This is a genomic window from Mycobacterium sp. BK086, from assembly GCA_004362315.1.
Lineage (GTDB): Bacteria > Actinomycetota > Actinomycetes > Mycobacteriales > Mycobacteriaceae > Mycobacterium.
Genome location: SNWL01000007.1, coordinates 409,607 through 425,013 on the forward strand (window position 1 = coordinate 409,607; position 15,407 = coordinate 425,013).

The window sequence follows — 15,407 nt, forward strand, 5'->3', positions numbered from 1 at the left end:
TTATGGATACGACATGGCGACCATTCTGTCAATGGCTGTTGCAGGTTTTGCGGAGGACCTCCTGGTCAGCCCCAACCGCCTATCATCGCTCGCAAGCAGATCCAGTGATCTCGCCCAGGGGAGGCGTCGTCGATGACCGGCGTTGCATGGATGGACGGGCCGACAGCGAGTGTCGATCGCGATGGACCGGACCTGGACTTCACGCCCGTCGACCTGGTGAACGACCCCGAGCGCGGCCTGCTGCCTCTCATCGCCGAGCGCCTGCGGCACGATCCCTCCGCCCTGGCGGTCGATGACGGCACGCGCCGGTTGACGCGTGCGGATCTGCTCGGGGAGATCGCGGCTCTCGCTGCGGTGATCGCCGCATCGGTTCCGGCGGGCGCACCGGTCGGTGTGCGGCTGCCGGATTGTGCGAGCACCCCGGTCGCCTGGCTGGCGTGTCTGGCGGCGGGCTGTCCCGCGATCCTGCTCGATCCGGCGGATGCCCCGGAGCGGTTCGCCCGCATCGCGACGGCCAGCCGCCTGGCCGCAGTGATCTCAGACCAGCCCGCCGCGGGCCATGACGTCATCGCTCCGAACGGCCACCCGCCTGCGCCCTGGCAGCCGAGGGCAATGGCGGTGGGTGCCCCGGCTTTCGTCGTGTGGACGTCCGGGAGCACCGGCGCGCCCAAGGGCATCGTCCAGAGCCAACGAAGCGTGACGTTCCGCAGCGGACTGCTGATCAACTCCGGCCACCTGTCGGCGGCGGATCGCTACCTGTCGCTGAATACCTCATCGAGCATGGGTGGGCTGCTCAACGCGATCGCTTCCTTCGTGTCCGGCGCCTGCCTGCACCGGGTGGATATCGCGGAGCAGGGTCTGACCGGTGTCCTCGATCGCATCGAGCAGTCCGAGATCACCGCGATGATCGCCGTACCCGCGTTGTATCGTGCGCTGTCCCGCATCGACGGCGCCGCAAAGCAGTTGGCGTCCTTGCGCACGGTGTCGAGCAACGGCGAAGCTCTGCTGACTGCCGACCTCGAACTGTTGAGGGACGTCTTGCCCGACGGGTGTGCCATCCAAATGATCTACGGCGCAACGGAAACCCAGGCGGGGATGCGCTTCGTCCCGGCCGCGGAGGTACCGCAGGAGGCGCAGGTCCCCGCGGGCCGGCCGATCCCGGGCGTTGAATGGGTCATTGTCGGCGAGGATGGCACGCCGGCACCGGCCGGTCAGGTGGGCGAACTGTGGATTCGTAGCCGCTACACCGCGATTGGCGAATGGGAGGACGGGACCTGTGTCCCCGGTCGCCTTCATGCCGACGGAGTCGACGGTGCTCGCCGGTACGCAATGGGCGACCTTGTCCGGCTGCGGGAGGACGGCGTGTTCGTCGTCGTCGGGCGCATCGACCGGCAGATGAAACTCGACGGCTACCGCGTCGAACCCGTCGAGGTCGAAGCAGTCCTGCGGGCCCAACCAGACGTGCTCGACGCGGCGGTCTTACCGATGAGCCACGGCGCCGTCACCCGTCTGATCGCCTTCGTGGCGGTCGGAGCCGCCTCGCCAGACGGTCTGACCGGGCGTCTGCGCAAGGCACTCGCCGCCGCGCTCCCGCCCGCGATGCGGCCACAGCGCATCCATGTGCTGAGCGAGCTTCCCCTGTTGCCGGGCAACAAGATCGACCCCGAGAAGCTGCGGCTCATCGACGCCGGAAGCCGACGTCGATGAGCCTGCGCTACCGGGCCTTGCTGGAGCGCCGCTTGTCCGGCGAGCCGTCCCCGGCGACACCGGTGCTGTTCTGGAAGCACCACCCGGTCGCTGATCAGGACGGCGCCGCGCTATGCCGCGCGACGCTCGACTTTCAGTCGGAGTTCGACTGCGACATCGTCAAGATCAGCCCTGCTGCGACATACCAGCTTCCCGACTACGGCCTCGAGGACGACTGGCGCGGTGACCCGATCGGACGGCGCACGGTGACCAAGACGGTGATCCGCCATCCCGAGGATTGGCTACGGCTTGGCCGGGTGGATCCCCGTCGAGGATTCGTCGCGCGGTTCGGCGAATGCGTGCAGATGGTGCGTGACGCAACCGCGCCCGAGGTTCCCGTGATCATCACCGTCTTCGACCCGATGTTTCAGGCCCTCACCCTGGCAGGCCAGGAGGTGATACACGCCCACCTCAGTGCGGCACCGGACGCGGTGGATGAGGGGCTGGCCCGCATCACGGAGAATACGACGGAGCTCATCAGCCATCTGATCGGCCAAGGTGCAGAGGGGATCTTCCTGGCCAGTCAGCACGCCATTCGCAGCGTCTTCGCACGCGATGTGTTCGCCCGACACGGCATGCCGGGCGTGCGCGCGTGTCTGGATGCGATGGACGGGCTGATGCTCAACATGGTTCATGTGCACGGTGCGCAGGTGCACGACGACCTGTTCGCGGAGCTCGCGGGGGCCACGATCCACTACGACATGTGGGCGGACAACCCAACACCCGAGCGCTTCCTGGATGCCGGCTGCGCGGTGGCAACCGGGCCATCGCAAGCGCTCCTCGCCTCTGCGGCGCCGGATGACGACGTGCTCGCGGCGTGCGCGGAAGTGGTGAACCGCGGTGGGCGCACCATCTTGTCTCCCGGCTGCTCGACACCGCTCGCGGTCGGTGCCGAACGCCTGCGGCTGTTGACCGTTGCGGCTCGAATGCGGTGTGGCTCGTGACCGACGTCGCCACGACGGTGTGCGACTTGATCGGCCACACCCTTGGCGTCGACGATGTCGCCGTCGACGAAGACTTCTTCGAGCTGGGCGGCACATCGCTGTTGGGGACTGCGTTGCTGGCACTCATCGAACGGCAGTTTGGGCAGCGGCTCAGACTGGCGGATCTCTACGAGGTCCCGACGGCTCGGGGACTGGCGCAGCGACTGATCCAGCCCCGCCCAGCGAGCGGCAGTGTCGCCGTGTTGCCACAGCCGCCGGAAACCGGTGACGTGCCACCGGTTTTCGTGGTCCACCAGCTCAGTTCCGACCTGATGCGACAGATCGCATACCGCCGCCCCGTCGTCGGGTTGTCGTACGGAATGGCTACTGACCCGGCGGATGTCCAATGGCCGCTGCCGGTTGGTATCGAGGCGCTGGCGACGCATTATCTGGCGGAGTTGCGCCGAGTGCGCCCGGTGGGCCCGTATCACTTGGTGGGCTATTCCTTAGGGGGTGTGATCGCCTGGGAGATGGCGCGGCAATTGGGGGAGTCGGGTGACGACGTTGGCCTCCTGTGTCTGATCGATACGGCGCCACCGGGTTCGCGCCGTGCGCTGGGGCGGACGGCGACGATGCGACGCGTGGTGTCGATACCACCGCATATCTTGGTACAGAGAGCTTTTCGCCGGATCGTGCGCAAACTCTCGAGGTTGTCTGTGGTGCAACGGGCGCGCTGGCGGCGATCCGATCAGGTGGCTCGGCTGCAGCTGATCGACCACCGCATGGATGCCTACCGAATGCAACCTGTTCCGGGGCGGCTGCTCCTCGTCGAGGCCACCGAAGCCCTCCCGTGGTCCGATGTCCTGACCGAACAACCACTATCGTTGCCGCAGGCTTATGAGGCCGCGGGCCTTTCCTCCAACGGTGTTGTCGCCATTCATCTTCCGGGTGATCACGGTTCCATCGTCTCCTCGCCGTTGGCCGGCCAGATCGCCGCCGCGATCGAGGAGACGATCGTCCGCTAAACCACCGCGCCCGGGTTCAGGATCCCGTCGGGGTCAAGCGCGGCCTTGATCCTGCGGTTGAGCTCCATGGCCTCTGGGCCCAACTGGCCCGCCAGCCAAGGCTTTTTCAGCCGACCGACGCCGTGCTCACCGGTGATCGTCCCACCCAGAGACACCGCCAGATCCATGATCTCGCCGAACGCCAGCTGAGCCCGCTCCGCCATCGCGGCATCGGCGGGGTCGAAGACGATCAGCGGGTGGGTGTTGCCGTCACCGGCGTGCGCGATCACCGAGATCGTCAGGTCGCGGTCGGCGGCGATCTTGGCCACCCCGCCGACCAGATCAGCCAGCGCGGGCAGTGGCACGCCGACGTCCTCGAGCAGCAGTGAGCCCTTGGCCTCCACCGCGGGGATGGCGAATCGCCGGGCCGCCACGAACGCCTCACCCTCGTCGGGGTCGGACGTCGAAAAGCATTCGGTCGCACCTGCTTCGGTGAAGATCCGGGCCATGAATTCGGCGTCCTCGGCGCCCGTCGGCCCACGGTCGTCGGAGGCGGCCACCATCATCGCCGCCGCGTTGCGATCCAAGCCCATCCGCAGCTTGTCCTCGACGGCGTTGATCGCGACGGAGTCCATGAACTCCAGCATCGAAGGCCGGATCTGACCGGTGATCTCGACGACAGCGCCCGCGGCCGCCTCCACCGAATCGAAGGTCGCCACCACCGTGCACGCCGAAGGCTGCGGCGGCAGCAGGCGCAGCGTCACCTCGGTGATCACGCCGAGGGTGCCCTCGCTGCCGACGAACAGCTTGGTCAGCGACAGTCCGGCCACGTCCTTCAGACGCGGCCCACCGAGGCGCACGGCGGTCCCGTCGGCCAGCACCACCTGCATACCGAGCACGTAATCGGTTGTCACGCCGTACTTTACGCAGCACAGCCCGCCGGCATTGGTGGCGATGTTGCCGCCGATGCTGCAGATCTCGTACGACGACGGGTCGGGCGGGTACCACAGGCCGTGCTCGGCGACCGCCTTCTTCACCTCGGCGTTGAGCAGCCCCGGCTGTGCGACGGCGGTGCGGGTCACCGTGTCAACGGTGATGTCGCGCATCTTCTCCGTCGACAACACGATGCCGCCGTTGACGGCGGTCGCCCCGCCGGACAGACCCGTACCCGCCCCGCGCGGTACCACCGCGATCCGATTTTCGGTTGCCCACCGCAACACCGTCTGGACCTCTTCAGTGCGGGTGGGGCGCACCACCGCCAGCGGCGTGCCTGCGGCGGGATCGGCGGCGCGGTCCTGGCGGTAGGAGGCAACGATGTCGGGGTCGGTGACGACGACCCCGTCGGGCAATTCAGCGGCCAGGCCGGCCACAGCGCTCACGGCCATGGCGCCATCCTAAGCGTGGGACTTGGCGGCATCGGGCTCGTCGTCGAGTTCGCGCAGCGCGGGCAGCCACGGGCAGAGCAGGCCGATCACCAGGATCGGCACCGCCAGCACCAGGAACGTCACCTTCAGGCCGAACGCGTCGACCAGCGGACCAGCCAGCGTGAAGCCGATCGGGCCTGCGGCATACGTCATCGACGTCATCACCCCCATCACGCGGCCACGCAGCTCCTCGGGGGTGCGGTTCTGCATGATCGTGTTGTAGATCGGCCCGATCGGCCCATAGACCAGCCCGACGACCGCGGCGAAGGACAGGATCACCGGCAGCGGCGGCAGGAAACCGATGACGGCCACGGCGATGCCGAACGTCAGGACCGCGGTCAGCACCGTGCGACGCTTGCTGGAGAACTTCGACAGCACCGTCCAGCTCAACGCCCCGATCAGGCCGCCGACCGACAGCGCCATCAGCACCCAACCGAGCTGGGCCGGCTCGTTGCGGTCGGTGAAGTACTTGGGGAACAGCACGCTTTCCATCGGCAGGTACAGCCCGGTGACGGCCAGGTCGATGAGCCCGAGTGTGCGCAGCACCCGGTTGCGCCAGACGAACTTCAACCCCTCGATGACGCCGGAAACCACACTCTCCGGGAGCTTTTCGCGCACCGGGCGCCCGGTGCCCTCGAGCCGCAGCACCGCCATCGTCAGGATTGCCAGCCCGAACAGGGCAGAGGTGACCCACATCGTGTTCACCCCGCCGAGCGTGGCGATCAGCAGACCACCGATACCGGGCCCGGTGATGTAAGCCAGGTTGAACACCGCCTCGTAGACGCTGTTGGTGTGGTCACGGGTCCAGCCCGCTTTGCCTGCCGCCTCGGGCAGCATCGATTGCCGCGCGGTCATGCCGGCCGGATCGAAGAAGGCGCCCAGAGCCGCCAGGCCGGCCAGCACCAGCGTGTTCAGCACATCGGTACCGAAGATGATGGCTAGTACCGGGATCGCCGCGACGGCGACGGCCGATAGCGCGTCGGAGAGCATCGCCACCCGGCGCCGGCCGATGAAGTCGACGGCGGTACCGGCGATGAGCGTGGCGAACAGCAAGGGCAGCGTCGCCGCCCCCGCGACGATCGAGGCGTCGACCGCGTTTCCGGTGCGCTGCAGCACCAGCCATGGGAACGCGACCATGGAGATCCCGTTGGCGCCCGCGGCCAGAAAGGTCGAGGACAGGATCAGCAGCGCGGGGATGCGCGTGGTGGTCACCGGCAGAGCTTAATTTGGACTGGTGAACGTCCTTCCACACCCGCGCACCGGGGTGCTGTTCGAGTCGCCGGTGCTGCCCGGGACCGGCTGGCCGGGAGACCCCGCCGTCCCCGAAACCCCGGTGGCCACGACCGCAAGGAAGGTGGCCGGGCTGGCGGCGGCGGCAGGGGACCTGGCCGACCTCGACGCCATGGTCAGTGTGTGCCGGGCCTGCCCGAGGCTGGTCGCCTGGCGCGAGGAGGTGGCCGTCGCCAAACGGCGATCGTTCATCACCGAGCCGTACTGGGGCCGCCCGATCACCGGCTGGGGCGCGGCGCGGCCGAAGATCCTGGTGCTAGGCCTTGCCCCGGCCGCGCACGGCGGCAACCGTACGGGCCGGGTGTTCACCGGTGACCGCTCGGGGGATCAGCTGTTCGCCGCGCTGTACCGCGCCGGGCTCGTCAACCAACCGACCAGTGTGGACGCCGCGGATGGCTTGGACACCAACGAGATTCGGGTCGCCGCTGCGGTGCGATGCGCCCCACCCGCCAACAAACCGGCGCCCGACGAGCGCTCGACGTGTGAGCCGTGGCTGACTGCTGAGTGGCAGATGATCGCGCCGTCCGTTCGGGTGATCGTCACCCTCGGTGCGTTCGGCTGGGAGGCGGCGCTGCGGCTGCTCGCCAACGACCTTCCCGGGCCGGGGAAGCCCAAATTCGGCCACGGGGTCGTTGTCGAACTGCCGTCGGGACGGCAACTGTTGGGCTGCTATCACCCCAGCCAGCAGAATATGTTCACCGGCCGGCTCACCCCGGCCATGCTCGACGATGTCTTCACCGATGCGGCCAGGCGGGCCGGCCTGCGCGGCTAGCGGGAAACAAGTGCGGCGGTCGTATCGTTGAGGCTGCTATGCGGCTTTCTGTCCTCGACCTCGTTCCCGTGCGCACCGACCAGACCACTGGTGACGCGCTGGCGGCCACGGTGCGGCTGGCGCAGACCGCCGACCGGCTGGGGTTCACCCGGTACTGGGTGGCCGAGCACCACAACATGCCTGCGGTCGCGGCCACCAGCCCGCCGGTGATCCTGGCCTACCTGGCCGCCCAGACCACGCAGCTGCGGCTGGGGTCGGGCGGGGTGATGCTGCCCAATCATGCGCCGCTGGCCGTTGCCGAACAGTTCGCACTGCTGGAGGCCGCCGCACCCGGGCGCATCGATCTGGGTATCGGCCGGGCGCCGGGCTCGGATCCGGTGACGTCGATCATGCTGCGGGGCACCCGCGACGATTCCGATATCGAGAACTTCCCGCAATACCTCGACGACGTCGCGGCGTTGATGAGCGCGTACGGGGTCCGCATTCCGATCCGCAACCAGGACTACATCCTCAAGGCCACTCCCGCGGCGGTCGAGGAGCCGCGCCTGTGGCTGTTGGGCTCGTCGATGTATTCGGCGCATCTGGCCGCGGCCAAGGGTCTGCCGTACGTGTTCGCCCATCACTTCGCGGGGCAGGGCACCGTGGAAGCGCTGGCGACCTATCGCTCGGAGTTCCGGCCGAGTGACGTGGCGAGCGAGCCGGTGACGTTCATGACCGTCAACGCGGTGGTCGCACCGACGCGCGCTGAAGCCGAGGCGCTGCTGCTGCCGAACCTGCAGATGATGGCGCGGTTGCGCACCGGTCAGCCGCTGGGCCCGCTGGACCTCGTCGAGGACGCCGCGGCGCTGACGATGCACCCGCAGGCCGAGGCCATCATCGAGTCTGGCCGCGCCAAGGCGGTGATGGGTTCGCCTTCCGAGGCGGCTGAGCAGGTCCGGGCGGTGGCCGAGGAATTCGATGTCGACGAGGTGATGGTCAATCCGGTCGCGTCGGCGCATCGTGGCACCGATCCTCGTACTGCGCCGGCCCGCGAGGCCACGCTGGAGCTGCTCGCCAAAGAGCTGTTCTAGCTCAACGCTTTTCGCCTCAGGGCGTCAGGCGCACGATCGGAATCGGCCGCGTGGTGCCCTGCTGATACGTGGAATACCGGCCGCCGTTCGCTGAGTCGCAGAGCTGCCACAACCGGGCATAGTCTGGATCGTCCGGCAGCAGGATGTGTGCGGTGACCGCTAAACGCCTTCTGCCGAGGTTGATTTCGACACGGGGCTGGGCACGCAGGTTGTGATACCAGGCCGGGTTGCGGTCCGCGCCGCCGTTGGAGGCGACGATCAGGTAGTCGCCACCGTCGCGGTAGTAGGCGAGCAGAAGGGAGCGCGGCTGACCGGTCTTCGCCCCGACGGTGTGCAGCATCAACGACGGTGGCACACCAGGCATCCGGTGCCCGATCCAGCCGTTGGTCCGTCGATAGATCCAGTCGTGCACCTTGACGAACGCCAACAGACCTCTATTGCTCAACGACGTCATGGCACCACTCTCATCCGGTCGTATCCAGTGCGGCCAGGGCGTCGCGCAGAATTCGCCCGGTGTTCTCGCGGTCGGGATCGCGGCGCAGCAGCATCCCCTTGGCGAACGAGATCTTGTCGCCATCGCGGCGGGGCACCACGTGCAGGTGAATGTGGAACACCGTCTGAAACGCCGACTTGCCGTCGTTGATGGCGATGTTGTTCCCCGTCGCGCCCAGCCCGGACGCGCGGGTGGCTTGGGCGATTCGCTGCCCGACGGCCATCATGCTCGCCAGCGTCTCAGCAGGCGTATCGGTCAGGTCGACGCTGTGCCGCTTCGGAATGACCAGTGTGTGGCCGATGGTGAACGGCCGGATATCGAGGATGCCCAGGTAGTCGTCGTCTTCGTAGACGCGGATGGCCGGCGCCCTACCGGCGACGATCTCGCAGAACACGCATGCCATCTCGCCACCGTAGCGGTCGGCGCTACGCTGCGGCAGATGGACTCCACCGACATTGCGTTTGCCGGCGCCGCCGAGCAGGCGCGCATGCTCGTCAACGGCACGATCACCGCACCTGCGCTGTTGGAGCTCTATCTAGACCGGATCGCCCGCGTCGACCGGGAGTTGCGCTCCTACCGCGTGGTGTTCACCGACAACGCGCGTCGCGATGCCGCGGCTGCCCAGGAACTGCTCGACGCCGGCGAACGCAGGCCTCTGTTGGGGGTGCCGATCGCCATCAAGGACGACGTCGATGTCGCCGGCGAGTTCACCTGTTACGGCAGCAGCGCCTACGGTTTGGCGCCGACCGCCGACGCCGATGTGGTGCGCCGGCTGCGTGAGGCGGGCGCGGTGATCCTGGGTAAGACCGCCGTTCCCGAGATGATGCTCTGGCCCTTCACCGAGACCATCGCATTCGGTGCCACGCACAACCCGTGGGACCTGGCTCGTGCCCCCGGCGGGAGCAGCGGCGGCAGCGGGGCGGCGGTGGCCGCGGGATTGGCACCGATGGCCCTGGGATCCGACGGCGCCGGATCCATCCGGATTCCGTCCACCTGGTGCGGGCTCTTCGGACTCAAGCCGCAGCGTGACCGCGTGCCGATGGCCCCGCACGACGACGCCTGGTGCGGCCTGTCCGTCAACGGCCCGCTGGCCCGCACCGTCGAGGACGCCGCACTGTTCCTCGACGCGACGACCACACAACCCGGCCCGCCTGGCGGATTCGTGACCGCGGCCGGCCGCGAGCCCGGCCGGCTGCGAATTGCGTTGAGCACCAAGGTGCCGCCGACGGTGATCGCGCGCATCGGGTCAGCGCAACAGAAAGCACTGGACGAAGCAGAGACGCTGTTGCGTGACCTCGGCCACGACGTGCTCTGGCGCGATCCGGACTATCCGGCCTGGGCCGTGTACGGCCATCTGCTGCCGCGGATGTGGCGAGGCTGCTACGAGGATGTCGCGGCGCTGCCGCATCGGGAGCGGCTCGAGCCGAGGACGAAGGGGATCGCCCGCCTCGGCCGGCTGATCTCCGACGCCCAGATCGCCCGGGTGCGGGCCGCCGAACCGGCACTGTGTGCTCGGGTGCAGTCGATCTTCGACGATGTCGACGTGGTGGTCACCCCCGGAACGGCGTTGGGGCCGTCCAGGATTGGCCAGTATCAGCGCCGCGGCGGGGTGTCGACGCTGGCGCGGGTGGCCTCCCGGGTGCCGTTCCAGGGCATCTTCAACGCGACCGGCCAACCCGCCGCGGTCGTGCCGTGGGGGCTGGACCGTGACGGGGTCCCGGTGTCTGTGCAATTGGTCGGCAGGCCGTCGGACGAGGCGACGCTGTTGTCGCTGAGTCACCAGATCGAAACCGCCCGCCCGTGGGCGCACCGTCGTCCCCCGGTGTCCTAGTCCATCGCCTCGGCAAGCGCCATATGTCCTTGGAAGTCAAGCGCATTGGCCATCGCCCGGTAGCGATCGCGGAAATCGCGGTAGCGCGCGTCGTCACCATCGCTGCGCGCCAGCAGTGCGCGCAGCCGTAGCAGCGGCACATCGAACAAGACGAAGCCTGGATCGGTGGGCACCGCCGCCAACCGCTCGATATGCGTTCGTGCTTCCTGCACATCGTCGCCGGTTCCGCGCTGCAGTAACGCCTGCACCAGCACTGAGGTAGCGGGGCCGCGCAGAATCATCTCGCCGGTGTCGGCGGTGCTGTCGACCAGTGTCCTGGCCATCCGTATCGCGCCGTCGACATTTCCGAATCTCGCGCGGTAGGACGCCAGTGCAACAGTGGCCGGAGTTGCTCGAAACCCGTTCTCTTCTCCCACGACCGAATCGAGAACTTCCTCGAGGACTTGGGCGCCGATCGCCGGGTCGATATCGTCACGGGCGATCGACGCAGCGCCATAGGCGAACCCGGCCATGCCAAGGGTGAAGTCATCACCCGACTGTTCGGCGGTGCTGAAGGCATTTCGCACTGCTTCGAAGAAGGTGTCGTCGGGCACGAAAACGCCGTTCAGTAGCAGCATTCCGTAGGGATAGGAGACAACGATCACCCGGGTGACAGCGTCCGAACCAGTCGCCAACGCAATGCCCTCGGCGAAGTCCGTGCGCCAGCCGGGTCGCCCCAATGTGCACCGGGCTACGCCACGCAGCATGGTCGCCTGGGCCAGCGGGGAACCGATGAGCAATTCGCCCATCGTGGCGTCGCCTCCGGCCGTATCGATGACGCGTTGCGCCGTTCGTGCCGCCGCCTCGGCCTGGCCGGCGTGCAGTCGTGCGGTGATCACACCGTGCAACAAGCCCACCGTCAGCAGGGGGTCGCCGATCGATTCGACGAGCTGCTCCTGCTCGCCGGCGATCATCACGGCGTCATGGTGTTTGTTCAACAGTGTCATCGACACTGGCAAGCCTGCCATCGCGATAGCCAGGGACCGGCGATCGTCTGCCTGCTCGCAGAGTACGCGAAGCTCGTCGAATCCGGTATCGGCGACGCGCCCGCCGCCACGATATGCACTGGCACACAACAATGTTCGTGGCGCTATCCGTAGCGCGACGATATCGGGGGAGTTGTTGGGCAGTTCGTCAGCGACCTGTCTGGCCCGCTGCCAACTCGCGCGGGCCGCGGCGATGTCCCGATTGGTCAGCCACTGTCCGGCCCGCATATGCCAGTCGAACGCCGTCCGCAGGTCGCCGGCGGCCTCGAAATGCTCGGCGACGGCGGCGGCCCTGTCGTCGCCGCAGCTCTGGGTCTGGATGAGCGCGGCCAGCTGGCGGTGCAGCCCGGTGCGGTCGGACTTGAGCTGCGATTCGTAGGCCACGGTGCGGATCAGGGGATGCTTGAAGGCGTAGTCGTCGTGTGATGTGAACTGCACGCGTGTCACGAGTTCGGCGTCCAACAGCTCGCTGAAAGCCGGTGTCACACCCAGACCTTCGAGTAGCTCCGCGTTGAAGCGGGACCCGATGACCGATGCCGCCGACAGCGTTCTCTTCGCGGCAGTGCCGAGCCGGTCGATACGCGCGGCGATCGCGGCCTGCAGTGTGGCAGGTACCCGAATATCTGCAATATCGACCGTGCAGCTGTATCCGGCCTGAACTCCTTCCAGCACACCGCGTTCCGCGAGGTCGCGAACGATCTCCTCGGCGAAGAACGGATTGCCGGCCGCCCGTTCGGCGATGTGGTCGACAAGCTCTCGTACCGAGGAGTGCCGGCCCAGCAGCTCACTGGTCAGCGCCGAGGTCTGCGTATTGCTCAACGGCCGCAACGTGATCGTCTGGGCGCCCGGCGCTTTGGCCAGCGCACCCCGGTATTCGGGCCGGAAGGTGATCAGCACGAGTGACGGAGTCTGCGGCGCCACCTCGAGAAAACTCGACAACAGGGCTTCGCTGGGTTCGTCGATCCAATGCGCGTCTTCGAGCACGAACATCGTTGGCCGCCGCCGGGCCATCAGGGCGGCGTCGAGCAGGCTCGTCAGCCTGCGTCGGCGCGCATCGGCTTCGATCGCCGGTGTCTGCGCGTCGCGATCGGCGATTCCCAGCAGATCGTCAACCAGCAGCAGATCATCGGCGCCGGTCTCGGGCACTCGTTCGCGAACCTGGGCTCTGGCCGCCGCCTTGTCCATTCCGGCGACGTCGAGGGCCGCGGCCAGCAGTGCTGAGGCGGCGTGGAAGGGCAGGTCGCTGGTGTGCGATTCGCAGGAGGCGGCGATCACGTCGACGTCGAGTTCGGCCGCGCGCGCGGTGACCTCCTGGACGATGCGACTTTTACCGATCCCCGGTGGGCCGACAAGGTTGACCACACCGCCCGCCCCGCCGATGGCCTCGTCGAGCATGCCGGCGATGCTGGCCAGCTCCCAGGTACGGCCGACGAGTGTGGTCTCGGCCGTCTGCCTGCGGCGCAGCCGGCTCGACACACCCAGCAGGCGTCGCGCCGTCATGGGTGCCTGCGCGCCCTTGACATGAACCTGCTCCGCGTCAGCCAACTCGACCGTGCCGTCGACCAGTTGAGCGGTGGATTCACTGAGCATCACCCCGCCGGGCGGTGCCACCGATTCCATCCGCTGCGCCAGCCCGACCTGTTCACCCACGGCGGTGTAACTCGTTGGGCTCGACGTGATGTCGCCGGTGATGACCTGCCCGGAGTTCAGGCCGACTCGCAGCTCGAACTGCAGTCCGTCGACCTTCTCGATCTCGGCTGCCAGCTGGCGGGCCTCGTTCTGCAAGCCGAGGGCCGCCAGGCACGCGCGAAATGCGTGATCCTCGAGGGCGGCCGGTGCGCCGAAGATCGCCATGATGCCGTCACCGGTGAACTTGTCGACCGTGCCGCCGTAGCGGGTCACGACACCGGTGGCCCGTTCGACCAGATTGGTCATGATTTCGCGCAGCCGTTCCGGGCCCAACGCGGCGGCGAGGTCCATCGACCGCACCACGTCGGCGAACAGGACCGTGACCTGTTTGTACTCCGCGGGCATCTCGGTGTCGGTGAGCGGCGAACCGCACGAGTCGCAGAACCGCGCGCCCGGGCGCGGCTGGGCGCCACATACTCGGCACGTCGCGCTATCGACCGCCACCTGACCGAGAATAAGCGGCCATGGCCTGCGCCGAAGGGTTATCGAGCGCCCGTCAGCGCCGCACTCCAGGCGCCGAGTTTGTCGGCGTAGCGCATGGTTTGCGCGGGACTGGTCGACGGCAGCCGCAGGGTGGTTGCTGGTAGCTCGAGATGGACGAGCCGGGTGAAGTTACGCTCGGCGGCAGCGCCGTTGAACAGCACGAGATCGGCTTTGGTGTGCGTGGCAAAGAACCTGGCGAAGTCGTTGGGCACCATGCTGTCCGGTTCGATCGCGGAGTCCAGGCTGCCGATGCGCAGGCATCCCTTGAGCACATCCCAGACGGCGATCCCGTGACGGTCGAGCGTGGCGGTGCGTTGTTCGTACGGGGCATCGGCTTCACAGTCGAACAGCTCGCCGATGATGCGCCAGAACGCATTTCGCGGGTTGCCGTAGTACTGCCCGGACGCCAGCGACAGCACGCTGGGCATATTGCCGAGGATCACCAACCGCGCATCGGGGGAGCCGATCGGCGGCAGCCCCTCCAGGAGCGGGGATCGTGACATCAGGAACGACGGTATACGTTGGGGCGGTGACCGACACCGTCGACCCGGATGCTGCCGGGCTGCTCGACGGGTTGACGGGCGATGCCCGCGCCCAGCGGGCCGAACTGATCCCGTGGCTGCAGGAGCAGGGCATCACCGTCGAGGAGATTCAAGGATCGTTCGCGCCGATGCTGTTGCCCGGCCGCCGGAGTCTCGGCGATGACGGCACCCGGCTGTCGGTCCGGCAGATCAGCGAGCGGTCCGGTCTGGAGATCGACCAGATCATGCGGTTCCTGCGGGCCAGCGGGCTGGGGTCGGTGGAGGATCCGGACGCGGCGGTGTACCTGAAACCCGACGCGGAGATCGTCGATCACATCAAGCGGTTCCTCGATCTCGGGTTGGACCCCGACCAGATGCTGACCGTGGTTCGGGTGTTGGCAGAAGGGCTTTCACGCGCGGCCGAGGCGATGCGCTACACCGGTGTGGCGTCGACGATGCACGCGGGGACGACCGAGCTCGAGATGGCCAAGGGCGTACAGGCCTTGGTGAGTAACGCAGCGCCGCTACTGGGCCCGATGATCCAGGACATGCTGATGCTGCAGCTGCGGCACGCGATGGAGACCGAAGCGGTCAACGCCAATGAACGAGCGGCGGGTGCGCCGTTGCCCGGGGCTCGCCTGGTGGCGGTCGCGTTCGCCGACCTGGTGGGCTTCACCCGGCTGGGGGAGACGGTCCCGCCCGAGGAACTCGAGCAGCTCGCCAACCGGCTGGCCGACGCGGCTCGCGATGTGGCCGTGCCGCCGGTGCGGTTCGTCAAGACGATCGGTGACGCGGTGATGCTGGTGTCGACGGACGCGGCAGCGCTGCTGGAGGCGATGCTGACCCTGGTGGAAGCCACCGAGGCCGATGAGGCGCTCCCGCAGTTGCGGGTGGGCGTGGCATTCGGACCGGCGGTGAGCCGGGTCGGCGATTGGTTCGGCAGCCCGGTCAACCTGGCCAGCCGGGTCACGTCGGCCGCTCGGCCCGGATCGGTTCTGGTTGAGCAGGCCGCCCGCGAGAAAATCGGCGACGATCGTTCCTTCGACTGGTCGTTCGCCAGGGCGCGGCGCCTCAAGGGTATTCAGGACGATGTCAAGCTCTTCCGCGCTCGTCGCGCCGAAAAGCCCTGAGCGGAC

The 15,407-nt window shown here is 67.8% G+C and carries 13 protein-coding genes; 7 read left to right on the plus strand and 6 right to left on the minus strand.

The genetic code is table 11. From position 1 onward, the window contains the following. Positions 1-132: 132 nt before the first annotated feature. The 3 genes from EV580_RS25720 to EV580_RS25730 are packed head-to-tail and all read left to right on the plus strand — an operon-like array spanning position 133 to position 3,694. Positions 133-1,707: an AMP-binding protein gene (locus tag EV580_RS25720; protein WP_133694787.1), complete on the plus strand. Its 1,575-nt coding sequence runs from the start codon at positions 133-135 to the stop codon at positions 1,705-1,707. After that, positions 1,704-2,690: a uroporphyrinogen decarboxylase family protein gene (locus EV580_RS25725; RefSeq protein ID WP_133694788.1), complete on the plus strand. Its 987-nt coding sequence runs from the start codon at positions 1,704-1,706 to the stop codon at positions 2,688-2,690. The genes EV580_RS25720 and EV580_RS25725 overlap by 4 nt, the downstream gene beginning before the upstream one ends. Then, positions 2,687-3,694 carry a thioesterase domain-containing protein gene (locus EV580_RS25730; protein WP_166654887.1) on the plus strand — a complete coding sequence of 336 codons (1,008 nt, stop codon included), beginning with the start codon at positions 2,687-2,689 and terminating at the stop codon, positions 3,692-3,694. Before EV580_RS25725 ends, EV580_RS25730 begins: the two co-directional genes overlap by 4 nt. Here the strand turns inward: EV580_RS25730 and EV580_RS25735 are convergent. Continuing rightward, positions 3,691-5,058, minus strand: a complete 1,368-nt coding sequence (locus EV580_RS25735) for an FAD-binding oxidoreductase (RefSeq protein ID WP_133694791.1) — start codon at positions 5,056-5,058, stop codon at positions 3,691-3,693. The two genes, EV580_RS25730 and EV580_RS25735, sit on opposite strands and share 4 nt — an antisense overlap. Before the next feature lie 9 nt (positions 5,059-5,067). Next, the gene (gene tap / locus EV580_RS25740; protein ID WP_208114664.1) at positions 5,068-6,309 is read right to left on the minus strand and encodes a multidrug efflux MFS transporter Tap; all 1,242 of its coding nucleotides are present in this window, start codon (positions 6,307-6,309) and stop codon (positions 5,068-5,070) included. Positions 6,310-6,331: 22 nt separating this feature from the next. Between tap and EV580_RS25745 the strand changes: the two genes are divergently transcribed. Continuing rightward, positions 6,332-7,159: a uracil-DNA glycosylase gene (locus tag EV580_RS25745; protein WP_133694795.1), complete on the plus strand. Its 828-nt coding sequence runs from the start codon at positions 6,332-6,334 to the stop codon at positions 7,157-7,159. A 38-nt stretch (positions 7,160-7,197) separates the two neighbouring features. Then, on the plus strand, positions 7,198-8,229 hold the full coding sequence (locus tag EV580_RS25750; protein ID WP_133694796.1) for an LLM class flavin-dependent oxidoreductase: 1,032 nt from the start codon (positions 7,198-7,200) through the stop codon (positions 8,227-8,229). Positions 8,230-8,245: 16 nt separating this feature from the next. Here EV580_RS25750 and EV580_RS25755 read toward each other — a convergent pair whose 3' ends face one another. Both EV580_RS25755 and EV580_RS25760 read right to left on the minus strand, forming a co-directional pair. Next, positions 8,246-8,683: a nitroreductase family deazaflavin-dependent oxidoreductase gene (locus EV580_RS25755; protein ID WP_133694798.1), complete on the minus strand. Its 438-nt coding sequence runs from the start codon at positions 8,681-8,683 to the stop codon at positions 8,246-8,248. 10 nt (positions 8,684-8,693) lie between these two features. After that, positions 8,694-9,125: an HIT family protein gene (locus EV580_RS25760; protein ID WP_133694800.1), complete on the minus strand. Its 432-nt coding sequence runs from the start codon at positions 9,123-9,125 to the stop codon at positions 8,694-8,696. 36 nt (positions 9,126-9,161) lie between these two features. On the opposite strand from EV580_RS25760, the gene EV580_RS25765 reads away from it, so the two are divergent. Then, on the plus strand, positions 9,162-10,553 hold the full coding sequence (locus EV580_RS25765; protein WP_133694802.1) for an amidase: 1,392 nt from the start codon (positions 9,162-9,164) through the stop codon (positions 10,551-10,553). On the opposite strand, the gene EV580_RS25770 is transcribed toward EV580_RS25765, so the two are convergent. Continuing rightward, entirely contained in the window at positions 10,550-13,711 is a 3,162-nt protein-coding gene (locus tag EV580_RS25770) for an AAA family ATPase (RefSeq protein ID WP_286171854.1), read from the minus strand. The two genes, EV580_RS25765 and EV580_RS25770, sit on opposite strands and share 4 nt — an antisense overlap. A 38-nt stretch (positions 13,712-13,749) precedes the next feature. After that, complete coding sequence (locus EV580_RS25775; RefSeq protein ID WP_133694803.1) at positions 13,750-14,253, minus strand: DNA-deoxyinosine glycosylase; 504 nt, start codon at positions 14,251-14,253, stop codon at positions 13,750-13,752. Between the two features lie 26 nt (positions 14,254-14,279). Between EV580_RS25775 and EV580_RS25780 the strand changes: the two genes are divergently transcribed. Then, on the plus strand, positions 14,280-15,401 hold the full coding sequence (locus EV580_RS25780; RefSeq protein WP_133694805.1) for an adenylate/guanylate cyclase domain-containing protein: 1,122 nt from the start codon (positions 14,280-14,282) through the stop codon (positions 15,399-15,401). Positions 15,402-15,407 lie beyond the last annotated feature (6 nt).

Excerpts from the sequence above, each read along its gene's own strand:
- EV580_RS25750 (WP_133694796.1), top strand. The coding sequence starts at position 7,198 with ATGCGGCTTTCTGTCCTCGACCTCGTTCCCGTGCGCACCGACCAGACC.
- EV580_RS25755 (WP_133694798.1), bottom strand. The coding sequence starts at position 8,683 with ATGACGTCGTTGAGCAATAGAGGTCTGTTGGCGTTCGTCAAGGTGCAC.
- EV580_RS25760 (WP_133694800.1), bottom strand. The coding sequence starts at position 9,125 with ATGGCATGCGTGTTCTGCGAGATCGTCGCCGGTAGGGCGCCGGCCATC.
- EV580_RS25735 (WP_133694791.1), bottom strand. The coding sequence starts at position 5,058 with ATGGCCGTGAGCGCTGTGGCCGGCCTGGCCGCTGAATTGCCCGACGGG.
- EV580_RS25775 (WP_133694803.1), bottom strand. The coding sequence starts at position 14,253 with ATGTCACGATCCCCGCTCCTGGAGGGGCTGCCGCCGATCGGCTCCCCC.
- EV580_RS25725 (WP_133694788.1), top strand. The coding sequence starts at position 1,704 with ATGAGCCTGCGCTACCGGGCCTTGCTGGAGCGCCGCTTGTCCGGCGAG.
- EV580_RS25765 (WP_133694802.1), top strand. The coding sequence starts at position 9,162 with ATGGACTCCACCGACATTGCGTTTGCCGGCGCCGCCGAGCAGGCGCGC.
- EV580_RS25720 (WP_133694787.1), top strand. The coding sequence starts at position 133 with ATGACCGGCGTTGCATGGATGGACGGGCCGACAGCGAGTGTCGATCGC.